The 26160-nt window shown below is 70.7% G+C and carries 28 protein-coding genes; 13 read left to right on the top strand and 15 right to left on the bottom strand.

What is annotated here, in order from left to right:
• Nucleotides 1-3 precede the first annotated feature (3 nt).
• From ND450_RS06770 to ND450_RS06735, 8 genes are all read right to left on the bottom strand, one after another.
• A complete protein-coding gene (locus tag ND450_RS06770) occupies nt 4-1044 on the bottom strand; it encodes a S9 family peptidase (RefSeq protein WP_253325298.1) in 1041 nt (346 codons plus the stop codon).
• Complete coding sequence (locus ND450_RS06765; RefSeq protein ID WP_089927939.1) at nt 1041-1394, bottom strand: hypothetical protein; 354 nt, start codon at nt 1392-1394, stop codon at nt 1041-1043. Before ND450_RS06765 ends, ND450_RS06770 begins: the two co-directional genes overlap by 4 nt.
• A gap of 1 nt (nt 1395) precedes the next feature.
• Complete coding sequence (locus tag ND450_RS06760) at nt 1396-1863, bottom strand: TetR/AcrR family transcriptional regulator (RefSeq protein ID WP_253325297.1); 468 nt, start codon at nt 1861-1863, stop codon at nt 1396-1398.
• Between the two features lie 146 nt (nt 1864-2009).
• Entirely contained in the window at nt 2010-2663 is a 654-nt protein-coding gene (locus ND450_RS06755; protein ID WP_253325296.1) for a fasciclin domain-containing protein, read from the bottom strand.
• A 314-nt stretch (nt 2664-2977) separates the two neighbouring features.
• The gene (locus tag ND450_RS06750; protein ID WP_253325295.1) at nt 2978-3265 is read right to left on the bottom strand and encodes an STAS domain-containing protein; all 288 of its coding nucleotides are present in this window, start codon (nt 3263-3265) and stop codon (nt 2978-2980) included.
• A 117-nt stretch (nt 3266-3382) separates the two neighbouring features.
• Nucleotides 3383-3937, bottom strand: coding sequence for an MEDS domain-containing protein (locus ND450_RS06745; RefSeq protein ID WP_253325294.1), 555 nt, complete (start codon nt 3935-3937; stop codon nt 3383-3385).
• Nucleotides 3934-5340, bottom strand: coding sequence for a CdaR family transcriptional regulator (locus ND450_RS06740; RefSeq protein WP_253325293.1), 1407 nt, complete (start codon nt 5338-5340; stop codon nt 3934-3936). Before ND450_RS06740 ends, ND450_RS06745 begins: the two co-directional genes overlap by 4 nt.
• Nucleotides 5289-5633 carry a hypothetical protein gene (locus tag ND450_RS06735; RefSeq protein WP_253325292.1) on the bottom strand — a complete coding sequence of 115 codons (345 nt, stop codon included), beginning with the start codon at nt 5631-5633 and terminating at the stop codon, nt 5289-5291. The genes ND450_RS06740 and ND450_RS06735 overlap by 52 nt, the downstream gene beginning before the upstream one ends.
• A gap of 221 nt (nt 5634-5854) precedes the next feature.
• Between ND450_RS06735 and ND450_RS06730 the strand changes: the two genes are divergently transcribed.
• From ND450_RS06730 to ND450_RS06685, 10 genes are read left to right on the top strand one after another with little or no spacing between them, the layout of a single operon-like run.
• A complete protein-coding gene (locus ND450_RS06730) occupies nt 5855-6385 on the top strand; it encodes a general stress protein (protein WP_253325291.1) in 531 nt (176 codons plus the stop codon).
• Nucleotides 6385-8262: a molecular chaperone DnaK gene (gene dnaK, locus ND450_RS06725; RefSeq protein WP_253325290.1), complete on the top strand. Its 1878-nt coding sequence runs from the start codon at nt 6385-6387 to the stop codon at nt 8260-8262. Before ND450_RS06730 ends, dnaK begins: the two co-directional genes overlap by 1 nt.
• 5 nt (nt 8263-8267) lie before the next feature.
• Entirely contained in the window at nt 8268-8753 is a 486-nt protein-coding gene (locus ND450_RS06720; RefSeq protein WP_253325289.1) for a nucleotide exchange factor GrpE, read from the top strand.
• A gap of 7 nt (nt 8754-8760) precedes the next feature.
• Nucleotides 8761-9642, top strand: a complete 882-nt coding sequence (locus tag ND450_RS06715; RefSeq protein ID WP_253325288.1) for a DnaJ C-terminal domain-containing protein — start codon at nt 8761-8763, stop codon at nt 9640-9642.
• The gene (locus tag ND450_RS06710) at nt 9642-9935 is read left to right on the top strand and encodes a chaperone modulator CbpM (protein WP_253325287.1); all 294 of its coding nucleotides are present in this window, start codon (nt 9642-9644) and stop codon (nt 9933-9935) included. The genes ND450_RS06715 and ND450_RS06710 overlap by 1 nt, the downstream gene beginning before the upstream one ends.
• 7 nt (nt 9936-9942) lie before the next feature.
• A complete protein-coding gene (gene clpB, locus ND450_RS06705; RefSeq protein WP_253325286.1) occupies nt 9943-12570 on the top strand; it encodes an ATP-dependent chaperone ClpB in 2628 nt (875 codons plus the stop codon).
• Entirely contained in the window at nt 12567-13007 is a 441-nt protein-coding gene (trxA, locus tag ND450_RS06700) for a thioredoxin (protein WP_253325285.1), read from the top strand. The genes clpB and trxA overlap by 4 nt, the downstream gene beginning before the upstream one ends.
• A complete protein-coding gene (locus ND450_RS06695; RefSeq protein WP_089927912.1) occupies nt 13004-13429 on the top strand; it encodes a DoxX family membrane protein in 426 nt (141 codons plus the stop codon). Before trxA ends, ND450_RS06695 begins: the two co-directional genes overlap by 4 nt.
• Nucleotides 13426-13689: a UBP-type zinc finger domain-containing protein gene (locus ND450_RS06690; protein WP_253325284.1), complete on the top strand. Its 264-nt coding sequence runs from the start codon at nt 13426-13428 to the stop codon at nt 13687-13689. The genes ND450_RS06695 and ND450_RS06690 overlap by 4 nt, the downstream gene beginning before the upstream one ends.
• Nucleotides 13667-15337 carry a cyclic nucleotide-binding domain-containing thioredoxin-disulfide reductase gene (locus ND450_RS06685; protein ID WP_253325283.1) on the top strand — a complete coding sequence of 557 codons (1671 nt, stop codon included), beginning with the start codon at nt 13667-13669 and terminating at the stop codon, nt 15335-15337. The genes ND450_RS06690 and ND450_RS06685 overlap by 23 nt, the downstream gene beginning before the upstream one ends.
• A gap of 208 nt (nt 15338-15545) precedes the next feature.
• Here ND450_RS06685 and ND450_RS06680 read toward each other — a convergent pair whose 3' ends face one another.
• The 7 genes from ND450_RS06680 to ND450_RS06650 form a co-directional block, all read right to left on the bottom strand.
• Nucleotides 15546-16796 carry a glycosyltransferase gene (locus ND450_RS06680; protein WP_253325282.1) on the bottom strand — a complete coding sequence of 417 codons (1251 nt, stop codon included), beginning with the start codon at nt 16794-16796 and terminating at the stop codon, nt 15546-15548.
• Between the two features lie 107 nt (nt 16797-16903).
• Nucleotides 16904-17221: a hypothetical protein gene (locus ND450_RS06675; RefSeq protein ID WP_253325281.1), complete on the bottom strand. Its 318-nt coding sequence runs from the start codon at nt 17219-17221 to the stop codon at nt 16904-16906.
• Nucleotides 17218-17586 (bottom strand): PRC-barrel domain-containing protein, encoded by a 369-nt coding sequence (locus ND450_RS06670; RefSeq protein ID WP_253325280.1) that lies wholly within the window; start codon nt 17584-17586, stop codon nt 17218-17220. Before ND450_RS06670 ends, ND450_RS06675 begins: the two co-directional genes overlap by 4 nt.
• Before the next feature lie 162 nt (nt 17587-17748).
• Entirely contained in the window at nt 17749-18885 is a 1137-nt protein-coding gene (locus ND450_RS06665) for a glutathione-independent formaldehyde dehydrogenase (protein ID WP_253325279.1), read from the bottom strand.
• 395 nt (nt 18886-19280) lie between these two features.
• Entirely contained in the window at nt 19281-19550 is a 270-nt protein-coding gene (locus ND450_RS06660) for a hypothetical protein (protein ID WP_253325278.1), read from the bottom strand.
• Nucleotides 19551-19566: 16 nt separating this feature from the next.
• Nucleotides 19567-20493: a S1C family serine protease gene (locus ND450_RS06655; protein WP_253325277.1), complete on the bottom strand. Its 927-nt coding sequence runs from the start codon at nt 20491-20493 to the stop codon at nt 19567-19569.
• A gap of 64 nt (nt 20494-20557) precedes the next feature.
• Nucleotides 20558-21082, bottom strand: coding sequence for a hypothetical protein (locus tag ND450_RS06650; protein ID WP_253325276.1), 525 nt, complete (start codon nt 21080-21082; stop codon nt 20558-20560).
• 18 nt (nt 21083-21100) lie between these two features.
• Here ND450_RS06650 and ND450_RS06645 point away from each other — a divergent pair, with 18 nt between their 5' ends.
• The 3 genes from ND450_RS06645 (at nt 21101) to ND450_RS06635 (ending at nt 26122) form a co-directional block, all read left to right on the top strand.
• The gene (locus tag ND450_RS06645) at nt 21101-22234 is read left to right on the top strand and encodes a hypothetical protein (RefSeq protein WP_253325275.1); all 1134 of its coding nucleotides are present in this window, start codon (nt 21101-21103) and stop codon (nt 22232-22234) included.
• 682 nt (nt 22235-22916) lie between these two features.
• Entirely contained in the window at nt 22917-25055 is a 2139-nt protein-coding gene (locus tag ND450_RS06640) for a glycogen debranching N-terminal domain-containing protein (RefSeq protein WP_253325274.1), read from the top strand.
• Nucleotides 25043-26122: a glycosyltransferase family 4 protein gene (locus ND450_RS06635; RefSeq protein WP_253325273.1), complete on the top strand. Its 1080-nt coding sequence runs from the start codon at nt 25043-25045 to the stop codon at nt 26120-26122. The genes ND450_RS06640 and ND450_RS06635 overlap by 13 nt, the downstream gene beginning before the upstream one ends.
• Nucleotides 26123-26160: the final 38 nt, after the last annotated feature.

Below are 26160 nucleotides of genomic sequence, written 5' to 3'. Positions count from 1 at the left end.
TCGTCACCACCGCAGGGCGCTGAGCCGCCTGGTCAGAACCGGTGACAACGTGCCGTCGGCGGTCGTCATCGCGTGCCCCACGTCCGGCAGGACCACGCGGCGACCGACCACGGCGGCGAGCTGGTCGGTGGTGTGGCAGGGCACCTGGGGGTCCAGTGCACCGCAGGTGAGCAGCACGGGCATCGGGCGCAGGCGGCGCGCGACGTCGGGCGGGGAGTAGGCGTCCACGGAGGTGATGTACCGGCGGCTCGGTCCTGCCAGTGCCTGGAACAGCGCGGCGAGCGCGGGCGGCATGCCCGTCGTGTCGACCGGGCGGCCTTCCCGCAGGTCGGTCACGGCCAGGTCGACCGCGCGGTCTGCGGCCCGCCCTTCTGCCTCCGGCATGGCACCTGCCTCGACGGCCTGCCCGATCTGGTCGTGCAGTTGCATGGCCAGCACGTCCAGCATCCGCAACGCCAAGGGCTGCAACAGGATCAGCGCGGCGGCACGCCGGTCGCGGGGTGCGTCCGCGGCGAGCACCAGCGCGGTCATCGCTCCCTCGCTGTGGCCCGCGAGTGCCACCCGGCGCGGCGCCACCTCCTCGCGGCCCCGCAGGTAGTCGCGGGCGGCCGCGGCCTGCCGGACGAACGCCGGGTAGTCGATCTCCTGGGGACGCCCAGCCCACTCCCCCAGTCCGGTGCGGCCGGTCCCGTACTTGTCGAACCGCAGGGTCACCACGCGATCGCGGTCCAGCACGCCGGCCAGATCGCGCAGGGTGTTCGGCGTGAGCGCCGGAGGCTGGTTGCCGTCGCGATCGGTCGGTCCGCTACCGGGCAGCAGAAGGGCCGCGGGCAGTCGCTCCCCACGGCGGCGTTCGGGCACGTGCAACGTCCCGTAGGTGGTCGTGCCGTCGACGACGAAGGAGATCTCCTCGTCCTGCGCCGGCACCCGTCCGGCGTGGTGACCGCCGTCGACCGCGAGGGCGGCCGGGGCCGGTGCGGCGAGCGTGACACCGGCCGCCGTCGACATCACCGCCGCCAACGCCACCGCGGCGTTGGCGATCATCGGTTCGTCGCCTTCTCGACCATCGCCACGACCGCGCGCGGGTCGTCGACCTCGACCACGAGCCGGGTGTAGGTCTCGTCGGCCAACTCCACGACCACGGCCTTCTGCGCGTCCCGCACCGCCCAGAAGACCTTCTCGCCCTCGTGGTGGAACGTGCCCGCGGTGATCACCTTCGGCACGTGCGTGCCCGGCGCCCGGATTCCCTTGGGCTCGCCCAGGATCCCCGGATCCACCGTGGCGCCCCGCACGTTCGCCAGAGGGATGGTCAGTCGGCTCTTCAGAGCCCACAGCTTGTCCAGTCCCTCCATCTCCACCACCAGGTCCTCGCCCTGCACGCTGACCACAGCCATGTCAGATCCCCTCACCAGGCGCCGTTTCCGGCGCGTCCTGTTCGGCCGGGACGCCGTGGCGCCCGGCCTCGGGCCGGCGACGCAGCCACCGGCCCAGCAGCACCTCGGTGGCCGCCGGATCACCCGTCGCCTCGTCGAGCTCAGCGAAGACGGCGGACACCAGCTCCGCCACCTCCGCGTCGTCCGGCGCCCGGTCCACCGCGGCGAGCAGCAACAGGTCCCACGTCAGCGCGACCCCCGGCTCCGCCGCGCGGGCCAGGTGCGGACGCACCTCCTGGTCGATGTGCCGGCGCAACGCCGCGAGGTACACCCCGCGCTTGCTGCCGAACACGCCGTAGAGGCTGTTGCGGTGCACGCCCAGCCGCTTGACCAGGTCGTCGATCGAGACACCGTCGTAGCTGCGGCCCGCGAACAACTCCGCGGCCGCCTCGACGACCTCGTCCACGTCGAATGACCGTCGCCGTCCCATGAGACGACCCTAGCGTTTTCAGGAACGATCAGTCAAGAACGAGCGTTCCTGAATTGGGCGACGCTGCCGGGCGGACGCAAAAAACTCCGGGAACCGCAACACAGTGCGGTTCCCGGAGTCGCGGTACTGCCTCTCCCCTGGAGATGTCAGGCGGGGAGCAGCACCGAGTCGATGAGGTACACGGTGGCGTTGGCGGTGTGCACGCCGCCGCAGATCACGTTGGCGTCGTTGACCTTCAGCGCGTCCTTGGTGCCGGTGACCTTGACGGTGCCGGTCTGCACGGTCTTCTGGTCGCCGGCGATCTTGTCGGGCGAGATCTGGCCGGGGACGACGTGGTAGGTCAGGATCTTGGTCAGCAGCGCGTCGTCGGTCTTGAGCTTCTCGATCGTCGCGGCGTCGATCTTGGCGAACGCGGAGTCGACCGGGGCGAAGACGGTGAACTCGCCGCCGTTGAGGGTCGAGACGAGGTTGACCTTCGGGTTCAGCTTGCCGGAGACGGCGCTGACTAGGGTGGTGAGCAGCGGGTTGTTGGACGCGGCGGTGGCGACCGGGTCGGCGGCCATGCCGCTCACGGAACCGGAGCCCGACGGGACCTGCTTGGCGTAGTCGGCGCAGCCGGGGCCGACGAGGTCACGGGCCGGGTCGGCCATCGCGGCCGACGAGGACGCCGTCGTGGTGGGCGCGGCGGCGGAGCTGGAGCTGCCACCGCCGGCCGTGTCGCCCGAGCCGCACGCCGTGCCGAACAGGGCGAGCGCGGCGGTGCCGACGGCGAGAACGGTGTTGCGGACCGACTTGTTCATGACGGGACATCTCCAGGGAGCGTTCGGGTTGTGTCGGAGGGGATTCGCCGCCCCGCACAGAGCGGATGGGTTCGGTTATCGACCCGTTACCCGAGAATCCGCGAACCTCGCACCACCAGCACGAACAGTCCCGCGCCGTCCAGTTCCTCCACAGTGGACGGCGAGGTCGGTTCACTCTTCCGTGTTCGCAAGCACCTTCGCGGCGCGGAGCCGCGGCGCGGGTGTCGCGATGATCGCCTCCTGGGGGAAGAGGCCTACCGCGCCGCCGGCCTGCAGGCCATCGGCTCGTTCACCGCGACCGTGAGCGCAGGTGGTCACGTGCGCAGCAGATGCAGCATCGCCAGGGACCGCTGCACGGCGACGCTGGGACTGACCAGGCACAGTTCCGATCCGAGCCGGTTCGCGTGCCGCTCGGCCCGCGCCAGCACCCTGAGGCCGGCGGTCCCCAGGAACGTGACCCCGCTCAGGTCCACCACGATCCTCGCGTTCGACATGTCCAGGTGCGGCTCGATCGCACTGACCAGGAGGTCCACGGTGGACGCGTCGACCTCCCCGCTCACACGGACTCTGATCACCTTCGCGACGGCAACGGGAACCACCATGCTCACACCTCCAGCAGATCATCGGGATGAGCACGGTGCCGCACCGCACGCGTGCGACGCTTCGCTCTGCGAGGCGGAATTCCACAGTGGGCAGTAGACCTGCGGGGTCACTCCCGTTCACGGCAGAGGCTGCTGGTGGTAGGGGTTGTCGAGGAGCACGCCGGTCATCCAGATCTGCGGGTGGGCGTTCACCATCGGGACGATCACGTCGCCGTCGAACAGGTCGAGGTCGTAGAAGCACAACGCGTACACCGGGCGCGTCGTCACCCACCGGCTCGCGTTCACCTCGTGCCGGAAGAGCGCGTCGAGCTGACCCGGCCGGCTCAGCGAACTGCCGGCCCAGCGCATGTCGCCCGCGACCCGGCAGGGGTTTTCCTGCTCGCCCGACCACTCGTCGAGTTCGGCCATGAACGCGTCGCTGTCCATGCCGTCATCGCACCGGTAACGGCTTTCCGCGTCGTTCACCTGGAGTCGCGGGTGCGGACCTCCCAGCTTCCGCTCCGCGTCGTCCCGGTCCCCCGCCATGGCGAAGTACTGGCACGCCTCGCCGCGGCGGAGGCCGTCGGAGAGGAACGGCATCAGCAGCTCGTCCCGCTCGGCGGGACCGTGGTGGAACACGCACAGGTGGGAGTGCACGTCCAGCGGCACGCCATCGAACACCGCAACGGTCACAGGCCCTCCAGCGATCGTCCCTGCAGCACCTGCCACGCGCGGGTGGCGACGTGGACGTTCAACCGGGTCTCCACGTCACCGAGGTCGAAACCGGTGATCTCCTTCATCCTGCTCAGCCGGTACCGCAACGTGCTGCGGTGGATCATCAGCGCGGTCGCGGTCCTGTCGTAGCTGCCGCCGCACTCGAGGAACTGGGAGAGCGTGCGGACCATGTCCGCGGCCCGCGCCTCGTCGTAGTCGATCAGTCCGCCGAGCCACTGCCGGACGAAGGACGTCACCTCGGCGCGGCCCTCCCCCGCGTCGAGGATGCGGTAGAGGCCCAGCTGGGCGAACGACGCCATCCCGCTCGGAGTGCCCGAGGCCTGCCGGATGCGCAGCGTGCGCACCGCCTCGCGGAACGACCGGGGCAGCGCGTCCGGGGTGTCGCACCTTCCCCCGACGGCGACGATTCCCGTCTCCACGCCCAGGTCGTTCGCCACGAATCGGAACAGCGCCTCGCAGTCCGGATCTCCGGCGACGAGCACCACCACGACGCCGGAGCGGCGCGAGCACAGGGCTTTCCACTCCAGGGCGACCACCGCACGCGCCACCGCGTCGGACAGGACGCTGTCGGCCTGAGCGCCGTCCCACTGCGCCACGAGCACCTGGTGGGTGCCCCGCAGGTCGTGGCCCAGCGCGTCGGCCCGTGCGTACGCGCTGGTGTTGTCCGTGCCGGCGATCAGGTCGTCGACGAGCTCCCGGTGCAACCTCAGCTCCACCTCGGCGAGGGTGCGCTGGTGGGCGAGCTCCAGCGCGAGCACGGTCGTGCCGTACTCCAGCGTGAAGACGTCCTGGTCCCCCGCGGTCTTCGCCGGATCGACCAGGGAGACCACGCCCAGCACCTCGTGGTGCGGCTTGACCAGCGAGACCAGCCGGTCCTTCTCCCGCAGCGGGGACGTGCAGCGGGCGGCACGGGCCAGCAGGTCCTCCCTGCGCCGCGCGGGCAGCTTCGGGTACGGGTCGGGGAGCCCCGGTCCCGACCACGCGCGCAGGTTGCCGAACTTGTCCTCGATGGCGACGGACAGCCCGGTGAGCTCGTGCAGCGCCTGCGCGATTCCCGGCTCACCGTCTCCCCAGGCACCCTCACGAGTGAGCACGTCGTGCACGCGTTGCTGGTGCCGCAGCACGTCGACCGTGGCGGTCAGCCGGGCGTTCACCGCCGCCCGCTCGTCGTTGGACCGGCGCAGCTCCTCGACGTACTCGTCACCCCTGCGGTGCAGTGCCGCGTTCGCGAGCGCGGCACTGGTCTGCTGGCAGAGCGTCTTGAGCAGGAACATGACGTCGACCGACGGCTCCGAGTCCGCGTTCCCGCTCAGGCAGCCGGCGAGACCGGCCTGCTCCTGAGCGGGAACGCCCAGCGCCACGTGCCGCCGGGGAGCGCCACACCGGATCCGTGCTCGTCGATCTGCGACACGATGCGGTCGAGCTCGGCGTCGGGCGGGCGGTCCGAGGGCTGGCGCTCCAGCGCGCCCCCCGCCACGAGGTAGGTCGCGGCCACCGTGCACGGCCCGAGCGACGGCACCGCGGTCGCCGCGAGGGCGAGGATCTTCGCGGCGTCCCTGCCGCCGAACATCTTCATCGACAACACGAAGACGCCGTAGAGATTGGACAGTTGGGTGCGAGCCCACCCGTCCACTCCTCCGATGCCAGCGGTCATGGTCCCTCCGTGACTGGTTGCCCGTCGACCGCCCGGAGACCTCGCGGTCATGCTCCCATGTCCATTGCGGAAGACCGGTTTGGTCCTGGCAGGACGACGCGCCGCACATGTGTTCTTCGCGAGGGTTGACGCGAAGCACGGGACTAAACCGCGCAGGGCCGGCAGGCCCCGCGCGGATGAGATCCGCGACCAACCCGCAGTCAACGCCTGAGGGAGCAGCCATGACCACCCACCACTCGGGTGCCCACGCACGCGCTGACACCGGCGCCGGCACCACGCAGAATACGCCGCGCCGGCGCACGATCGCGTCGTTCAGCAACTACGAGGACGCCGAGCGCGCCGTCGACCACCTGTCCGACAACAAGTTCCCGGTCGGCCGCACCGCGATCGTCGGAGTCGACATCCGCATGGTGGAGCAGGTCGTCGGCCGGATGAACTGGGGCCGGGCGATGCTGCACGGCGCCGCCACCGGCGCTGTCCCCGGACTGCTGTTCGGCTGGATCTTCGGCTTGTTCGACCTCATCAACCCGCTCGTCGCCGCGTTCACGCTCGCCCTGTACGGCCTGGTGTTCGGCGCGCTCATCGGCGCCGTCATCGGCGCGATCACCTACGCCCTGCAGCGCGGCAGGCGTGACTTCAGCTCGGTGACCGCGATGGTTCCCAGCCGGTACGACCTCGTCGTGGACGAGGAGGTCGCGGAGGACGCACTGCGACTCCTCAGCGCCATGACCCCGGCAGGAGGTGGTGAGTGATGGCAGCGGCAGTCGGGATCGACCTCGGCACGACGAACTCCGCCATCGCGGTCGTCGAGGGAGGCCAGCCCACCGTGATCGCGAACGCGGAGGGGTCGCGGACCACCCCGTCCGTCGTGGCGTTCACCGACAGCGGCGAACGCCTGGTGGGACAGCTGGCGAAGCGCCAGGCGGTGCTGAACCCGCACGGCACGATCAACTCGGCCAAGCGCTTCATCGGCCGCCGGTTCGACGAGGTCGGCGAGGAGGCGAAGTCGGTCACGTTCGACGTCGTCCGCGGACCGAACGACTCGGTGCGCTTCAAGGTGCGCGACAAGCTCTACGCACCCGAGGAGATCAGCGCGCAGGTGCTGCGCAAGCTGGTCGACGACGCGAGCAAGTACCTCGGGGAGAAGGTGCGCGAGGCGGTGATCACCGTGCCCGCGTACTTCAACGACTCGCAGCGCCAGGCGACCAAGGACGCCGGGAAGATCGCGGGTCTCGAGGTCCTGCGGATCATCAACGAGCCGACGGCGGCGGCGCTGGCGTACGGGCTGGACCGCAAGGGACACGAGACGGTGCTCGTGTTCGACCTGGGCGGCGGCACGTTCGACGTGTCCCTGCTCGACGTCGGTGACGGCGTGGTCGAGGTGCGGTCCACCTCCGGTGACACCCACCTCGGCGGCGACGACTTCGATCACAGGCTGGTCGACCACCTCGCCGACAAGTTCAAGAACGACACGGGGATCGACCTGCGCGGCGACGCCCAGGCCCTGCAACGGCTGTCCGAGGCCGCGGAGAAGGCGAAGGTCGAGCTCAGCTCGGTCACCCAGACCCAGGTGAGCCTGCCGTTCATCACCGCCGACGCGAGCGGCCCGAAGCACCTGACCGAGACCGTGACGCGGTCGACGTTCGAGCAGATCACGGCAGACCTGGTGGAACGCTGCCTCGGCCCGGTCGAGCAGGCCATGGCCGACGGCAAGGTGACCGCGAACGACATCGACGAGGTCGTCCTCGTCGGCGGGTCGACCAGGATTCCGGCCGTGCAGAAGCTCGTCCGCCGGCTGACCGGCGGCAAGGACCCGAACATGAGCGTCAACCCGGACGAGGTCGTGGCACTCGGTGCCGCCGTCCAGGCCGGTGTGCTCAAGGGCGAGGTCAAGGACGTGCTGCTGCTCGACGTCACCCCGCTGTCGCTGGGCGTCGAGACCCGCGGCGGCGTGATGACCAAGATCATCGAGCGGAACACGACCATCCCGGCCCGCCGCTCCGAGGTGTTCTCCACCGCCGAGGACAACCAGCCCGCGGTGGACGTCGTCGTGCTGCAGGGCGAACGCGAACGCGCGGCCGACAACCGCGTGCTCGGCCGGTTCCAGCTCAGCGGCATCAGGCCCGCGCCCCGCGGGGAACCGCAGGTCGAGGTCATCTTCGACATCGACGCCAACGGCATCCTCAACGTGACCGCCCGGGACAAGGACACGGGAGCCGAGCAAGGCATCACGATCAGCGAGAGCTCGAACCTCGACACGTCCGAGATCGAACGGATGGTGACCGACGCGCAGGCGCACCAGGCGGAGGACCAGCGGCTGCGCGAGGCCGTGGACGCCCGCAACACCCTCGACTCGATCGCCTACCAGGTCGAGAAGACGCTGTCCGACCTGGGCGACAACGCGCCGGCGCACGAGAAGGCCCGTGCCGAGATGCTGGTGTCCGAGGCGCGCGAGGCGTTGCAGGACGAGGCGCCGATCGAGCGCGTGCGGGAGATGACCGACGAGCTCACCCAGGTGCTGAACGGCCTGGTGGCGGCACGGTCGTCCGCTCCGCCGCCGTCTTCCGGCCCGAGCTCGGCCACCGCGCAGGACGACGACGTCATCGACGCCGACTTCGACCGGGTCTGATCACCGTGACCTCCCAGGGGAACGCCGCGAACGCCGCGGCCGAGTCCGGGGCAGGCGCTCCCCCTTCCCCCGCGCCGGTCCCGGACGTCGCCGAACTGGAAGACCGCTGGCTGCGCTCCATGGCAGAGCTGGACAACACGCGCAAACGCCACAGCCGGGAGCTGGAGCGCCAGCGCGTCTCCGAACGCGCGCGGGTGGCGTCGGCCTGGCTGCCGGTGCTCGACAACCTGGAGCTCGCGCTCGAGCACGCGTCCGACGACGCCCTGGCCGAGGGCGTGCGGGCGACCCTCGACCAGGCCGTCGAGCTGCTCGCCCGGCTCGGCTACCCGCGCCAGGACGCCACCGGGGTGCCGTTCGACCCGGCCGTGCACGAGGTCGTGACGGTGCTGGACGACCCGGACGCCCCGCCGAACACGGTCGTGCGCGTGCTGCGACCGGGCTACGGCGATCTGCGTCCCGCCGCCGTCGCGGTGGCGCGCGCCAGGGGGTGATGACGACGTGGCCAGGGACTTCTACGAGGTGCTCGGCGTGCCGCGCGGGGCGAGCACCGAGGAGATCCAGCGGGCGTACCGCGCGCTCGCCCGGCAGTACCACCCGGACGTCAACCGCGACCCCGGTGCCGAGGACCGGTTCAAAGAGGTCAGCGAGGCCTACGGGGTCCTGTCGGATCCCGACCAGCGCCGGCGGTACGACCGGTTCGGCGCCGACTTCCGCCAGGTTCCGGAGGACTACGGGGAACGCGCTCCCCGAGGCCGCACCGCGTACACGAGCGGACCGGGCCGCGGCGGGTTCGAGGACTTCGACTTCGAGGACCTCTTCGGCGGTGTCTTCCGCCGCGGCGGACGGGGTGGCCCGCTACCGGGCGCCGACCAGGAGGCCGAGTTGACCCTCTCGGTCGAGGAGGCCTACCGGGGCGGCCACCGCCGCCTGACCGTCGGCGACCGCGAGCTGGACGTGACGATCCCGGCCGGCGTGGTGGACGGCCAGCGCATCCGCCTGTCCGGCGAGGGCGGCCGCGGCTCCGGCGGTGGTACGTCCGGGGACCTGTTCCTGGTGGTCCGGATCGCGCCGCACCCCCGTTACCGGCTGGAAGGCCGCACCATCGTCGTCGACCTGCCCGTCACCCCGTGGGAGGCCGCCCTCGGCGCCACCGTGCCGATCACGACCCCCGGCGGGGAGGCGAAGGTGCGGGTGGTCCCGGGCTCGTCGAGCGGACGGCGGCTGCGGCTGCGCGGCGAGGGCATGCCGAACCCGCGCGGGAAGGACGGTGACCTCCACGCGGTCGTGAAGGTCATGGTGCCGAAGTCGCTCGGCAAGCGGGAGCGGGAACTGTTCGAGGAACTGGCCGCGGTCTCCGACTTCGACCCGAGGGGCTCGTGATGTACGTCCTGACCAAACCGGCCCGGCTGAGCGTCGACCGGGTGTCCGTCCACACCGGACTCCACCCGGACCTGGTGCGCCGGTTCGCCGCGCTCGGGCTGATCGAGTGCGCGGTGGACGACGGCGGACGGCTGTGGTTCCCCCCGGACACCGCAGCCCGCATCGCGAGGATCCAGCGGCTGCGCGGCGGGCTCTCGCTCAACTACAGCGCGGTCGCGCTCGTGCTGGACCTGCTCGACCGGATCCGGGTCCTGGAAGCACAAGTGCGCGGAAGTGATCCGTCGTGGAGGTGATGTGGCTGTGGACGTGAACAAGCTGACGCAGAAGTCGCAGGAGGCGCTGCAGTCCGCCCAGGAGGTCGCCCGGCGGCTCGGGCACACCGAGACCGACGGCGAACACCTCCTGCTGGCACTGGTCGAGCAGCCCGACGGCCTGGTGGCACGGCTGCTCGCCCAGGCGGACGTGGACGTGCGGGCGCTGACCGAGGACGTCCGATCCGCGCTCGCCCGCCGCCCCAGGGTGACCGGACCGGGTGCCCAACCCGGGCAGGTCAGCGTCACCCGACGGCTGATGGGCCTGCTCGACGCCGCGGAACGGGAAGCCAAGCGGCTCAAGGACGAGTACGTCAGCGTCGAGCACCTGCTGCTCGCTCTCGCCGAGGAGGGCAGCGGTACCAAGGCCGGTCAGGTGCTCGCGCAGCACGGCGTCACGAGCGACCGGTTCCTGGAGGGACTGACCAGGATCCGGGGCAACCAGCGCGTGCGCAGCGCCACGCCGGAGGGGACGTACGAGGCACTGGAGAAGTACGGTCGCGACCTGGTCGAGGACGCGCGGACCGGTGACCTCGACCCGGTGATCGGCCGGGACGCGGAGATCCGCCGGGTGGTCCAGATCCTGTCCCGCAAGACGAAGAACAACCCCGTGCTGATCGGTGAGCCCGGCGTCGGCAAGACCGCGATCGTCGAAGGACTCGCGCAGCGCATCGTGCGCGGCGACGTGCCGGAGGGGTTGCGGGACAAGACGGTCTTCTCCCTCGACATGGGTGCTCTCGTGGCGGGCGCCAAGTACCGCGGCGAGTTCGAGGAGCGGCTCAAGGCCGTGCTCGCCGAGGTGAAGGCCGCCGAAGGCAGGATCCTGCTGTTCGTCGACGAGCTGCACACGGTCGTGGGCGCGGGAGCCGCCGAGGGGTCGATGGACGCCGGCAACATGCTCAAACCCATGCTCGCGCGCGGTGAGCTGCACCTGATCGGCGCCACCACGCTCGACGAGTACCGCAAGCACATCGAGTCCGACGCCGCGCTGGAGCGGCGGTTCCAGACCGTGGTCGTGGCCGAACCGTCACCGGAGGACGCGATCTCGATCCTGCGCGGGCTCAGGGAACGACTGGAGGTCTACCACGGTGTCAAGATCCAGGACGCCGCGCTGGTGTCCGCCGTGGTGCTGTCCCAGCGCTACATCACCGACCGGTTCCTGCCGGACAAGGCGATCGACCTGGTGGACGAGGCGTGTGCCCGGCTGCGCACCGAGATCGACTCGATGCCCGCCGAGCTGGACGAGACCTCGCGGCGGGTGACCCGGCTGGAGATCGAGGAGGCCGCACTCGCCAAGGAGACCGACGAGGCGAGCAGGCACCGCCTGGAGGCGCTGCGCAAGGAGCTCGCCGACCTCCGCGCCGAGCTCGACGCCATGACCGCGCAGTGGGAGGCGGAACGGCAGGCGATCCGGCGCGTGCAGGACCTCCGCGGCGAACTCGAACGCGTGCGCCGCGAAGCCGAGGAAGCGGAACGGGCGTACGACCTCAACCGGGCCGCGGAACTGCGCTACGGCAGGCTCGCCGACCTGGAGGGCCAGCTCGCGTCCGAGGAGCAACGGCTGGCCGGCAAACAGGGTCAGCACCGGCTGCTCAAGGAGGTCGTGACGGAGGACGAGATCGCCGAGATCGTCGCGGCGTGGACCGGCATCCCCGTGTCGCGGCTCAAGGAGGGCGAACGCGAGAAGCTGCTCAGGCTCGACCAGATCCTGCACGACCGGGTGATCGGCCAGGACGAGCCGGTGCGGCTGGTCGCCGACGCGATCATCCGGGCGCGGGCGGGCGTGAAGGACCCGCGCAGGCCGATCGGGTCGTTCATCTTCCTGGGCCCCACCGGGGTCGGCAAGACCGAGCTCGCGAAGGCGCTGGCGGCGGCGCTGTTCGACAGCGAGGACAACATGGTGCGCCTCGACATGAGCGAGTACCAGGAGAAGCACACGGTCTCGCGGCTCGTCGGCGCGCCACCCGGTTACGTCGGCTACGACGAGGGCGGCCAGCTCACGGAAGCGGTGCGGCGCAAGCCCTACTCCGTCGTGCTGCTGGACGAGATGGAGAAGGCGCACCCGGACGTGTTCAACACGTTCCTGCAGGTGCTCGACGACGGACGGATCACCGACTCGCAGGGCCGCACGGTCGACTTCCGCAACACCGTGATCATCATGACGTCCAACATCGGCTCGGAGTACCTGCTCGACGGTGTCACACCCGACGGGGAGATCAAGCCGGACGCGCGCGGGGCCGTGCTGGCATCGCTGCGCGACCACTTCCGGCCCGAGTTCCTCAACCGCGTCGACGACATCGTGCTGTTCACGCCGCTGCGGCTGGAGCAGATCGAACGCATCGTGGACCTCCAGATCGCCGAGCTGCGCACCCGCCTCGCCGAACGCCGGATCGACGTCGAGCTCACTCCCGAGGCCCGCGAGTTCATCGCCAGGCGCGGTTTCGACCCCGTCTACGGCGCACGGCCGCTGCGGCGCTACATCGCGCACGAGATCGAGACGCGGGTGGCACGGGCGCTGATCGCGGGTGACGTGGCGGAGAACGCGACGATCCGGGTGGACGTGGCGGACGACGAGCTCTCCGTCAGCACGTCCGGTGAAAGCAGGGCGGCCGCATGAGGACGACCGACATCTCGTGCCCGAACTGCGGCAAGACCAACCGCATACCCGTTGCCGCACAGGGCAGACCGAAGTGCGGCAACTGCGGCCGGCCGCTGCCGTGGATCGTCGACGCGCTGGACGGCGACTTCGGTGAGGTGGCCGAACAGGCCGACGTCCCGGTGCTGGTGGACATGTGGGCGACGTGGTGCGGGCCGTGCCGGATGGTCAGCCCGGTGCTGGACCAGATCGCGCACGAACGGGCGGGAGAGATCAAGCTCGTGCGGGTGGACGTGGACCGCGCACCCCGCCTGTCCGAACGCTTCGACGTGCGTTCCATACCCACGTTGATGATCCTGCGCGGCGGTGAGGTCATCGCGCGCCAGCCCGGTGCCGTGCCCGCACCCCAGCTGCGCGCCTGGCTCGACAACGCTCTCGTCCCGGAGGTGAGGACATGATCAGCCGATCCCTGCTGCGCCAACTGCCCGCGCGCATCACCACAGGTGCGTACGTGCTCAACTCGGGACTCGGGAAGCTGCACGCCGACCAGCAAGCGGCCGAGTCGATGCACGGCTGGGCCGCGAACACGTACCCGTTGCTGGGCAAGCTCGATCCCCAGCGGTTCGCGAAGCTGCTCGCGGCCGGCGAGATCGCGACCGGCGTGGCTCTGCTGGTGCCGCTGGTGCCCGGGATCGTCGCGGGGGCCGCGCTCACCGGGTTCGGCGGAGCGTTGCTCGGGCTCTACCTGAAGACACCCGGGATGCGGCAGGAACGCAGCCTGCGGCCGACCGAGCAGGGCATCTCGCTGGCGAAGGACGTGTGGCTGGTGGGCATCGGCCTGTCGCTGGTGCTCGACGACGTGATGCGGGAGGAACGATGACCACGGTCGTGGACGAACACCTGGCGCTGGTGCGCGAGGTCGTGCCGCGAACACCTCAGGGGTGCGAGGAGTGCCTCGTCGCGGGCACCTCCTGGGTCCACCTGCGACTCTGCCTCACCTGCGGCCACGTCGGCTGCTGCGACTCCTCCCCCATGAAGCACGCACGCAGGCACGCCTTCGGCGGTGGCCATCCGATCGTGCGATCCCTGGAACCCGGCGAGAACTGGCGGTGGTGCTATGCCCACGAGGCTTTCGTCTGACCTGCCCGTGCAGGAGACCCCGGACGAGAACGGTGCTTTCCCCCGACTCGACGACGACCAGATCGACCAGTTCGCGCGGTACGGCACACGACGTGCGACACAAGAGGACGAGGTGCTCTACGCCGAAGGTGACCGGAACCACGACTTCTTCGTGATCGTCAGCGGTCTCGTGCAGGTGCTGGAGCACGGTGAGGTGGTGCGAGTCCACGGACCTGGGCGGTTCCTCGGCGAACTCGGCCTGCTGGAGGGACAACCGTCGTTCGTGACGGCTGTCGCCGCCCAGCCCGGCGAGGTCGTCCAGCTGACCGCGGACCAGCTGAACGAACTGGTGCGCAACGATCCCGTGCTGGGAGACCTGGTCCTGCGCGCGTACCTGATGCGCCGGGCGGTGCTGATCGGCCGGGGCAACGGGCTGCAGATCATCGGTTCGTGCTTCTCCCCGGACACCAAGCGGTTGCTGGAGTTCGCCGCGCGCAACCGGGTCCCGCACCGGCTCGTCGACACCGACAGGGACGTCCACGCCGAGGAGGTGCTGCGCCGGTTCGGCGTGACGATCGACGAGACCCCCTTGGTCGTGGTCCCCGGTGGCGGGACGCTGCGCAACCCGAGCAGCCGGAAACTCGCCCAAGCTCTGGGCCTGCACGCGCACCCCCCGCCGCGCAACCTCACCGACCTGCTCGTGGTCGGTGCCGGCCCCGGCGGCCTGGCCGCCGTCGTGTACGGCGCGGCGGACGGACTCGACGTCGTGGCCGTCGACTCGGTCGCGGCCGGCGGCCAGGCGGGGACCACGTCGCGGATCGAGAACTACCTGGGTTTCCCGGCCGGCATCTCCGGCCCGGACCTGGCCGAACGCGCGGTGCTGCAGGCGGAGAAGTTCGGCGTGCCGGTGCACGTGTCGGTGGAAGCGGTCGAGTTCTCCTCGCGCGACGGGCACTACGTGGTGAGCTTCGACGACTCGTCCCAGGTCCGGACGCGGTCGCTGGTGATCGCGACCGGGGCCCGCTACCGCAAGCTCGACCTGCCCAGGCTCGCCGACTTCGAGTCGACCGACGTGTACTACGCCGCCACGATCCACGAGGCACGGGCGTGCGAGGCGAGCCCGGTCGCGATCGTGGGCGGGGGCAACTCGGCCGGCCAGGCGGCCGTGTTCCTCGCGGACCGCGTGCCTCACGTACACCTGGTGGTCCGCGGCGACGACCTGAACAAGGACATGTCCCGTTACCTGGTCGACCGGGTGACGAGCCATCCCCGGATCGAGGTGTTGCTGCGCCACGAGGTCGTGGAGCTGCTGGGCGGCGACAAGCTCGACGGTGTGGTCGTGCAGGACAACCGCAACCGGGAGCGGCGGACCTTGCCGGTGCGGGGTCTGTTCGTGTTCATCGGCGCGACGCCGTGCACGGCCTGGCTCTCCTCGTTGATCGCGGTCGACGAGGACGGGTTCGTCCTGACCGGTCAACACGTCGCGACCGACGACACCTGGTGGCAGAAGGGCAGAAGGCCGTTCCCGCTGGAGACCAACCGGCCGGGCGTGTTCGCGATCGGCGACGTGCGCAGCGGTTCGATCAAGCGGGTCGGCTCCGCGGTCGGTGAGGGCGCGATGGTGGTCCGGCTCGTCCACGACCACCTGTCCTTCGGCGCGAGGAGATGAGCCGGCGGAGGACGCCGCCGGCTCGGGCCGGACGTTCCGGCGGCGCCAAGCCCTGATCACCACCGCCGTCGGCACCGCCGGTGGAGATCAGTCCATCCGGGACTGTCCGCGGGCAGGTGTCGACGGTGGTTCGCAGGAGGCCGCGCGAGGCCCTCGGCGTCGGGGCAGATCCGCGCCCGCACGATCCCGGCCGCCCGACGACCGGTCCTCATCCGTTTCCAGAACCCGCCGTGCCGCGGGAGTGCGAGGACGCGACGTCACCGCCCGTGGACGACGAGACCACCGCCGCGGGCCAGAGCTCCGACCGGCCCGCCGCGCGGGAACGGAAGTCCGCGACCGCATCGTGGTAGACCTCGACCGTGTCGGCCGCGATCCGTTCCCACGAGTACCGAGCGGACGCGCGGTCGCGGCCCGCGACACCGAACTGCTCGCGGCGGACGCCGTCGTCGAGCAGACCGCGCAGCACCTTGGCCAGCTGGCGCGGTCTTCCGGGCGGCACGTGCACACCCGTCACCCCGTCGACCACCGAGTCCGCCAGGGCGCCCACCGTCGTCGCCACCACGGGCACGCCGCACGCCATCGCCTCGAGCGGGACGTGGCCGACCGATTCGTGCGGTGGCGCGCACACCACGACGTCGGCGGAGCGCAGCAAAGCGACCATCCGCTCACTCGAGACGCCTCCGGTGAACACCACCCGGTCCGCCACCCCGGTGCGTGCGGCGAATGCCCGCAACCACCGCACTTCGGGCTCCCGCCTGATCCGCCGCCTGTCCGCTCCGCCGACGATCAGCAACTCCGCGTTGTCCACGTGGGACAGCACCCTCACCAGATCCGCCAGACCGCTGTCCGGCGCGACGGTCCGCACCGCCACGATCCGCCTTCGCGTGCCGCGTTTCGCCCCCAGTCCCCACGGCGTGAACAGTTGGACGTCCACACCGGTCGGAACGACGGAGATCCGGTTCCGGCCGACACCCGTGCGGGCGAGCCCGAGCACCTCGCCGAACGACATCGCGATGACCCGCGCGACCTCCCTGCCGACGATTCGTTCCCCCCGGGACCGCCCGGCGGAGCCGCCGAGCCCGTAGTACGTCTGCACCACGGGAATCCCGTGACGTGCCGCGAGCACGCCGGCCAGTCCGGACGCCCAGCCGTGCGCGTGCACGACGTCCGGCGGGTCGTCCCGCCAGCAGCGGCCGAGGAAGTCGGCGAGCCGGCCCAACTGGGAGATCATCGTGTTCTCGTCGCCCCCCACCGCCGTCCCGGTGGACACCCGCACGACGTCATGACCGGACTCGGTGCGGCCGTGGCCGGTGCGGAACGTGCCCTCCCGACGGGTGTAGACCGTGACAGCGTGGCCACCGCCGGCGAGTGCGGCCGACAGTCCCGACACGTGCACGTTCTGTCCGAAACAGGACTGCTCAGCCGACACCATCGCTATCCGCAACCGGTCTTGTTCCACGTCCGCCTCCTCGCGTCGAGTGCAAGAGGCCCATCGTCGACGGACGGACCACGTCGGCGCTTCAGCAGGAAAGGACGAACTCGGCGGCTCCGGTTGGGCCTGTCGGTTCACACAGGTGCGGGCGGGGGTGTGCGTCGTTCCTCCGGCGTGGTGATGACTTCACGGCTCGGCTCGGTGCTGCCGACCGACGCGACCGGCACCTGCCGACGGGTCACGAGCGTCCGGAGCACCCGCCCGTGCCGGCACACCGGGCACAACAGGTCCTCCTCCGCGGGCGGTGGTACGGGCACACCGTCGAGCCGGTAGAAGGCGAACACGGCGTCGTCGGCGTCGTGCAGGTGCTGCACGTCGTAGTCGGCACTCCAGGTGTGGCCGCAGTGCGCACACTCGAAGCTGTACCGCTCGACGGCGATCTCGACGATCATCGCGGTGCCTCCACGTGCGCGAGGACCCAGTCCCAGGCGCGCCGCAGCCGGGCCTGCAACGGGTTCTCCGCCGGTCCGGGCTCACCGGCCGTCCGCCGCCGCGGCGCGGGGTCGTGCAGTGCGGAGCGGCCGACCCGGAGCAGCACACCGCGTTCGCGCAGTTCCTCGATCTGGTCCGCGTCGGCGAAGAGGTGTTTGCCCGGCAAGGGCAGCGTGTGCACGACCAGGCCTTCGAACACGTCGACCGGCTCGTCGGCGACGACGTGCTCGACCACGCCGATCCGGTCGCCGTCCGGCGCGTACACCGGCGTTCCCTCCGGGAGGGCCGTGCAGGCGACGGGCCTGCCGAGCTCCGTGATCCGCATGCTGGTCCGTCCTGCTGGGACGGTCCCCCCGCGGGGGACCGCGGGCGTCGTGCCGGCGGGCATCACCGCCGGCACGTCCGGGTACACCGGCTCAGTCGAGGGTGCCCGGGAACGCGGCCGCGCTCTTCGGCCTCCCGGACCGAACTCGGCGGCCGTTCCCGGTCACGGGTGCAGCACGACCTTGGTGAAGCCCTCGACCCGCTTGTCGAACTTCTCGTACGCCATGGGCGCCTCGTCGAGCGACAACTCGTGCGACACCACGAAGCTCGGCGTCGCACCGCCCGCGATGATCAGGTCGCGCAGTTGCACGTTGTAGCGCTTCACGTCGCACTGGCCCGTGCCCATCCGCAGGCCCTTCTCGAACATGCGCCCGATCGACACGAGCAGCATGCCCTGCTTCGACTGTTCGTCGGGAGCTCCGGGATCAGCGGGGACGTACAGTCCGGGCACGCCGAGCATGCCGGTCGCGCGAACCGTCTCGATCAACGAGTTCAGCACGACGGCCGGTTCCTCCTTGGTACCGCTGTCCGAATGCGCCTGGTAGCCGACCGCGTCGACGCCCTTGTCCGCACCACCGGTCTCGGCGCACTGCTCGACGATCTGCTGCGCCGCGTTGCCCCAGGTGAAGTCGATCGGCACGGCGCCGATGTCCCGGGCCTTCTGCAACCGCTCGGGCACGCGGTCGACCACGAACACCTTCGCGGCACCGCGCAACAGCGCGGAATAGGCGGCCATCAGGCCGACGGGCCCGGCCCCGAACACCGCGACCGACTCGCCGAGGTCCACCTCGGCGAGCTCACAACCGTGGTAACCGGTCGGGAAGATGTCGGCCAGCAGGACGAAGTCGAGTTCGTGCTCGGTTCCCGGCGGCAGCTTGAGGCAGTTGAAGTCCGCGTACGGCACGCGGAGCTTCTCGGCCTGCCCGCCGGGATACGGGCCCATGGACACGTACCCGTACGCGCCGCCGGCGAAGCCGGGGTTGACCGTCAGGCAGAACCCCGTGTGGCCTCGCGTGCAGTTCAGGCAGAACCCGCACGCGACGTTGAACGGCATCACCACCCGGTCGCCCTGCTTGATCGCCGTCACACCGTCGCCGACCTGTTCGACCACGCCCAGGTTCTCGTGCCCGAAGATGATTCCCGGCTCGGCGGCGGTCCGCCCCTCGTACATGTGCAGGTCCGATCCGCAGATCGCGGTCGAGGTGATGCGGACGATCACGTCGGCGGGGTGCTGGAGCTCCGGCTCCGGCACCTCCTCGACGGCCACCCGGTACGGTTCCTTGTAAACGACAGCCTTCATGATCACTACCTTCGGCGGCACGTTCTCACTACGCCGCAACGGTTTGGCACGCTGCTCGTCCCCGTTCGGGGACGGTCGGGCACGATGCACCCGCGCGGCGCGGAACTGGTCATCCGCGGCGGCGGGACCTCCGTCGGCGCGATCGTCGACGGTGACCGTTCTCCTCGCTCGGCCGGAGTTCTCCAGAGGTGCCTTGCTCAGCGGGCCCTGACGTCAGCCGGGCACCCGCCCTGCGGCCCGGAGCTCCGTCGCGCGAGGTCCCGCCCCGGTCGCGAGAGACCTCGGGACGGGGGGATCCCGCTCACCACGGGGCGGTGAGCGTGCTCCGAACCCCGCTCGCCGTCGGGCAGGAGGTGCCGGACTCCGGCTCGGCCGACACACCCCGGGTGTGCGCCTCACCGGTCCGACACCGCGAAGACCGGGGTGCCGTCCCTGTCCGTGCGGGCGTCGAGAACCTTGTTCCTCAGGTAGTCCGCCGACTCCGGCGCGACGAAGACGCGCTCGCCGGAGCGAGCGGTGACCACCTCGTCACCTTCCTCGGGCGCGTCGGCCCGCGTGACGTGCAGGTCGCCGTCGGCGAAGTCGAGCCGCAGTCCCGCCGACGGCCTCTCCCCCGCCATCAGCTCCCTGATCACACCGGCGGCGACGGACGTCATCTCCAGCACGGCAACCTCCGATCGCTCACCGGCTGCCCAAGGCAACCGTCAACTCGGTCTTCTCGTCCCCGCGTTGCACCGAGACGGGAACCTGCTCCCCGACACGTGAAGACCGCAGCACGGCCTGCACGGCCTGCACGTCGCCGACCTCCTGGTCCTTCATCCTCACGATCACGTCCCCGGCGCGCAGTCCACCCGCAGCGGCCGGACCCGCCGGCTCGACCTCGAGCACCAGAGCCCCGCGTTCGGCGGAGATCCCGAACTGCTCGCGGATCTCCGGCGTCAGGTTTCCCAGGGACGCCCCGAGGTACGGGTGCTCGACCTTTCCCGCCGTCAACAGCTTCTCCGCCACGTCCAGCGTCACGCCGGACGGAATCGCGAACCCCAGGGACTCCGCACCCTGCGCGGGCGGGATGTAGGCCTCGTTGATCCCGACGACGCGTCCTGACGAGTCGAGCAGTGCGCCACCGGAGTTGCCGGGCGAGATCGGCGCATCGGTCTGGATGAGCTCGGACAGCGGTCCGCCGGGCAACGTCCGGTGCAGACCGGACACGATCCCGGCCGTCACCGTGAACTCCAGCCCGAGCGGACTCCCGATCGCCAGCACGGCGTCTCCCGGCCGCGGCAGCTCCGTGCGGAACTCGGCGACCGGAAGGTTCTTCCGCTCGGTGCGGATCACCGCGAGGTCCGACAGCGGGTCCGTGGCGAGCACCTCGCCGCCGGACTCCTGCCCGTCGGCGTACCGGATGCGCGCCTGCCGGTTGGTCTTCACCACGTGCTCGTTCGTCACCACGACGTCGGGACGGAGAACCACGCCACTGCCGACCCCTTCCTCGACCCGGACGGTCACCGCGGAGGGCGCGACGCGCGCGACCACGTCGGCGTGGGAATCGGCACCGGCAACGGCGGGCGCTGGCGGCGACCTGCTGTCCGTGCAGGCGACCACACCCATCAACAACAGCAAAAACGCTAGAATTCGTGCGACCATGCCGGGCGACTACCCGCCCGAACCCCTTTCACACGAGGTCCTGCCGAATCCGCAGCACATCCGCTTGCAACGCGGGAGCGACCTGTCCCAGCAGGTCCACCGCGGCGACCGCCGATCGCACCGCCTCCTCGTCCCGGGTCTCGCCCAGCAACCGCTCGATCCGCCAGGACAGGCTTGCCAGCGTGCTCTCGTCGGTGGCAGGGGGCATCAGCCCGGCCAGTTCCGGTGGATCACCGTCGGATGCCCGCACGGAGCGCAGGGCGGTGACCACGTCAGGGCGTGCGGTGAGCTCGTCCAGCAGGCCGATCACGCGGTAGACGCGGGCGACCAGGCGGGGACGGCCGGGGTGATCGTCCAACCAGGGCAGCAGGGCGCGGTCGCCACCCACGTGTTTCACCACGCGCAGCAGATCGCCCGCGATGGTGTGTGGCAGTTCCGCGTGGAACGGGAGGACTCGGGCCACCTGCTCGGCGAGCTCCTGCTCGTCGACCGGGGTCAGGCCGCCCTCCTCGAGCTCCCGGACCAGGGCCGGGTCAAGGCTGAAATGGGCCATGGCCCCAGGTAGCCGTGCATGACGATGCCAAACACGGGTATGGCGAGCGGCATGCTGAACGCGGAGACGATCGACCGGATCATCCGGCTCCGAGGCGACGGGTTGCCGATCACCTCGGTCTACGTGGACGTCGTGGACAAGGGCGGCGTCGTGGCGAAGGTGTCGAGCATGTTGCACGAGGTGCGGCCGCTCGCCGAGAGCGAGGACCTGGACCGCACGGCGCGACTGTCCGTCCGGGACGACCTCGACCGCATCGAGCACGAGATCGCTCTGGGCGACTGGAGGAACTCGGCTGCCGTGGCCTTCTTCTCCTGCAGCGGCAGGGAGTGGTTCGAGTGGGTCGGGCTGCCGCACCGCGTCGCGGACCGGGTGGTCGTGGACACGACGCCGTGGGTGCGGCCGATGCTCGCGGTGCTGGACGAGTACCACCGGACGCTGGTCGTGGTGACCACCCGGCGCGAGGCGCGGCTGTGGGCCCTGTACCAGGACGAGATCGAGGAGCGGGAACAGCTCCGCGATCCCGTCACACCCGAGCTCGACGACCACCGCGACGAGGAGCTGGACCGGCGCCACTTCCGGCGGGTCGTCGGCACGGTGCACGACCTCTGGCGGGCCGAGGAGTTCGAGGTCCTCGTGCTCGGCGGTGTGCGGGCGGAGATCGCCCAGCTGGTCGAGATGCTGCCGAAGAAGCTGGAGGACAGGATCGCCGGCGAGTTCCGCGTCGACCTCGACCGCGCCACCGACGCGTCCGTCCGGGAGGAGGCGAACCAGGTCGTCGAACGGTACGAGCGCGCACAGGAACGCCGGCAGGTCGAGGAGACCGTGGAAATGCATGCGGCGGGCGGGCTCGCGGCGGTGGGCCTGCGCGACTGCCTGTGGGCCGGGGCGACGGCGGCCGTCGACCTGCTCCTGGTGCAGGAGGACGTGATGACACCCGGCGTGGTGTGCGACGAGAACCATTGGCTCGCCACCGAAGGCACCACCTGCCCGCTGTGCGGGCGAAAGCTGCGCCGAACACCCGACGTCCTCGACGAGCTGGTGGAGAGCGTGATCAACGAGGCGGGCTCGGTCGAGCACGTGCGGGCGGACACCCCGCTGCGCGACCACGTCGTGGCCGCCCAGCTCAGGTTCCCGTTGCCTCCGTTCGCCTGATGCCCGCGGCGCCGTGCTCACCGCGACCGCGACGGTCGCGTGACACCGGCCGGGTCCCCGCCCTGACTCCGCAGGACGAACGCGGGCGGGAAATTTCGGCCTGGCAGGGGTACGCGCATCCTGTCGCGCGCTTGCCAACCTGCTCGTGGTGACAATCGCGATGGGAGACCGGCGATGACGCGCATGCGGTTCGGCGCGGCACGTGGAGGTCCTCGGCCGAGGTGACGGCCGGCACCCGTGATCGAGGCGCCGCACACCGGAACCTGAGCAGTCCGGCGCAGAGACGGAGACGAGCATGTCCGCGACCACGTCGACCGGGCGCCACGCCGCGCCGCCCCCGCGACCTCCCCCGGCGACCGGCCGCCGATCGCGAGCGCCGGTGTCACCCGCCTGCTGCCGATCCCCGGAGTCGCCGAGGTTCCCCGCCCTCGCCGACGCCTACCCGGCGTGCTGTCCGGCCTGGACGAGCGCCTGTCCGTCCCCGCACAGAGAGCCGGATCACGCCCATGACCCACCAGCACCCGCAATGCCACGGCAAGAGAGCCGCCACCGACCGCAGGCGACCACGGGAGCGCGGAGACGAGGGCCTGGTCCCCGTGGTGGACCGCGGCGGCGCCGGAGTGCCGTCGCACGTGCCGCTCGAGGAACCGGGGACGCCGGCCGCCGGCCGCGTCCGAACGACATGACCGGGGGCTGGGCCTTCGAGGGTCACCCCGCCACTCTGTCGGGAAGCACGATCACCCTGGTCAACGGCACTTCGTTCTGCGTGTGCGGACACGACGGCGAGATCCGCGCCGACGGGCCGCAGGGCACCTTCTTCATGGACACGCGAATCGTGTCCGGCTGGCACGTGAGCATCGACGGCTCCCCGGCCGAACCGATCACCACGGTGCCGGCGGAACCCTTCCGCACCACGTTCCTCGGGCGAGCGCTCCTGGGCCGGCACGGCGAGAGCTCACTGCTGGTGGAGCGCACCCGGTACATCGGCGCGGGCATGCGCGAGGACGTGGTGCTGCGCAACTTCGGGCCGCAGGACGTGCCGGTGACGGTCACGGTGCACGTCCACGCCGATTTCGCGGACCTCTTCGAGGTCAAGGAAGACCGCGTGCGCACCGACCGGCCGCACAGCGCCGAGGTCCGCGAGGACGGCCTCTGGCTGCACCGCGGCAGCCGGGGCGTGCGGGTGCGTGCCGACCACGCCGAGTACGAGCTGGACCGGCTCACCTTCCGCGCCGTGGTGCCCGCGAGGAGCCAGTGGACGACGCGGGTCACCGCACGGCCGGTGGTGGACGGCGAACTGGCGCCCGCGCAGTTCCCGCTGGACCAGCCGGTCGAGCAGTCGGCGCCGATGGCGCGGGCCCGGCAGTGGCACGAGATGGGCCCGGTGCTGCGCGTGTTCGGTGCGCCGTCGCTGATGCGCACGCTCCACCAGAGCCGCCAGGACCTGGGCGCCCTGCGCATCTTCGACCCCGACCGCCCGCAGGACACGGTGATCGCGGCCGGCGCGCCGTGGTTCATGACCCTGTTCGGCCGCGACTCGATCCTGTCGTCCCTGATGTCGCTGCCGATCGACCCGACGCTCGCGCTGGGCACCGCGCAGACGCTCGCCCGCCACCAGGGCACGGTGGTGGAACCGAACAGCGAGGAGGAACCCGGCCGCATCCTGCACGAGATCCGGTTCGGCGCGGACGCCTCTCTCGCGCTCGGCGGACGCAACGTCTACTACGGCACCGCCGACGCCACCCCGTTGTTCGTGATGCTGCTGGGCGAGCTGGCCGGCTGGGGCATCGGAGACGACCGCCTGGCGGCACTCCTGCCCCACGCCGACCGCGCGCTCGACTGGGTCGACCGCCACGGCGACCGCGACGGCGACGGGTTCGTCGAGTACCACCGGGCGACCGAGCGGGGCCTCGTGAACCAGGGCTGGAAGGACTCCTGGGACGGCATCAACTTCGCCGACGGCACGATCGCGCGCAGCCCGCTCGCCCTGTGCGAGGTGCAGGGCTACGTGTATGCGGCATTCCGCGCGCGGGCGTGCCTCGCACGGGTGTCCGGTGACGATCCGGAGTACTGGGAGGACAGGGCCCAGTCGCTGAAGGAGCGGTTCAACGAGGCCTTCTGGCTTCCCGAACTCGGCCGGTACGCCGTCGCACTGGACCACGCCAAGCGACCCGTCGACTCCGTCGCGTCCAACATCGGGCACTGCCTGTGGACCGGCATCGTCGACGAGGACAAGGCCGAGCTGGTCGCGGAGTCGTTGATGTCGAAGGAGATGTTCACCGGCTGGGGTGTGCGCACCCTCGCCTCCGGCATGGGCGCGTACAACCCGATGAGCTACCACAACGGATCGGTGTGGCCGCACGACTCGACCATCATCGCGGCGGGACTGATGCGGTACGGGTTCGTCGAGCACGCCCAACGCCTCGCGAACGCGCTGTTCGACGCGGCGGAGGCGTTCGGGGGGAGACTGCCGGAACTGCTCTGCGGGTTCGACCGCTCCGAGTACGCCCAGCCGGTGCCCTACCCGACGTCGTGTTCCCCGCAGGCGTGGGCGTCGGCGTCGCCCGTGCACCTCCTGCGGGTGCTGCTGCGCCTGGAACCCGCTGTGCCGGAGGGAAAGGTGAGCATCGCGCCGGCACTGCCCGACGCGTTCCTCCCCATCGCGCTCGACAACGTGCCGCTGGCGGGTGCGAGGGTGACCGTGGAGGTCGACACGAAGGTCAGGGTTTCGGGTCTGCCAGAGGGAATCGTGCTCTCGGACGAGGCAACTCCTGGTTTCGTCCGCCCCGCCCGGGAAACTCGTCCGAAATGGACGAACTGAAAGTTGCGATGGTGGCGCCTCCGTGGTTCGAACTCCCACCGAAGGCTTACGGAGGAATCGAGTCCATGTGTGCGGATCTCGTCGAGCAGCTGGTGAGACAAGCCGTGCACGTGACCCTGGTGGGTGTCGGGAAGAACGGCACGAACGCGGAGTTCGTGTCCGTTTCAGGTGCGGCACAGGAAGACCGCATGGGAATGAGCTTGCCCGAGGTGGGACATGCGGCCGCGCTGCCCGACTTGCTCAGCCACCTCGACGTCGATCTGGTCCACGACCACTCGCTGGCCGGACCGCTGCTGGCCCGCGGACGGGCACTGCCCACCGTCGTCACCGCTCATGGTCCGGTGAGCGGGGAGATGGGCCGCTACTACCGGGCCCTCGGCGACAGCGTGCACCTCGTCGCGCTGTCGGAAGCACAACGCACGCGGGCACCGGATCTGAACTGGGTGGCCACCGTGCACAACGCCGTTGACGTGACGGTCTTCCCGTTCCGCAAGGACAAGGAGGACTTCGCGCTGTTCCTCGGCCGCGCCACGCCGGAGAAGGGCATCCCCGAAGCGATCAAGGCGGCCAGAGCGGCGGGTGTCCGCCTGCTGATCGCCGCGAAGTGCCGCGAGCGGGAGGAGATCCGCTACTTCGACGAAGTCGTGAAGCCGTTGCTGGACGAAGGCGACGGCGTCGACTGGATCGGCGAGGCGAACCGAGAGCAGAAGCACGCGTTGCTCGCCGCCGCCGGGTGCCTGCTGTTCCCGATCCAGTGGGAGGAACCGTTCGGCCTCGTGATGGCGGAGGCCTTGGCCTGCGGGACACCTGTGGTGGCACTGCGCCGGGGATCCGTGCAGGAGGTGGTGACGCACGGCGAGACCGGGTGGGTGTGCGACACCCAGGACGAGCTGGCCGATGCGTTGCGCAGCATCGGATCGCTGAGCCCCGCGCGGTGCAGGACGGACGCGGAGGAACGCTTCGACGTCTCGCTGATGGCGCAGCGCTACGAGTCGGTGTACCGATCGGTCGTCGGGCGGTCCGCTGAAGACGAGGGCCGCGGTCTGCAGTTGGTGAGCGGGCGCTGAACGGACACATCAGATCGTTGACCTCGTTCCGCGGAGTC

Origin of the sequence: Lentzea sp. HUAS12 (genome assembly GCF_024125735.1) — a bacterium.
Classification (GTDB): Bacteria; Actinomycetota; Actinomycetes; order Mycobacteriales; family Pseudonocardiaceae; genus Lentzea; species Lentzea albida.
The sequence above is the reverse complement of the archived record's forward strand: the minus strand, read 5'-3'. Positions and strand labels throughout refer to the sequence as shown.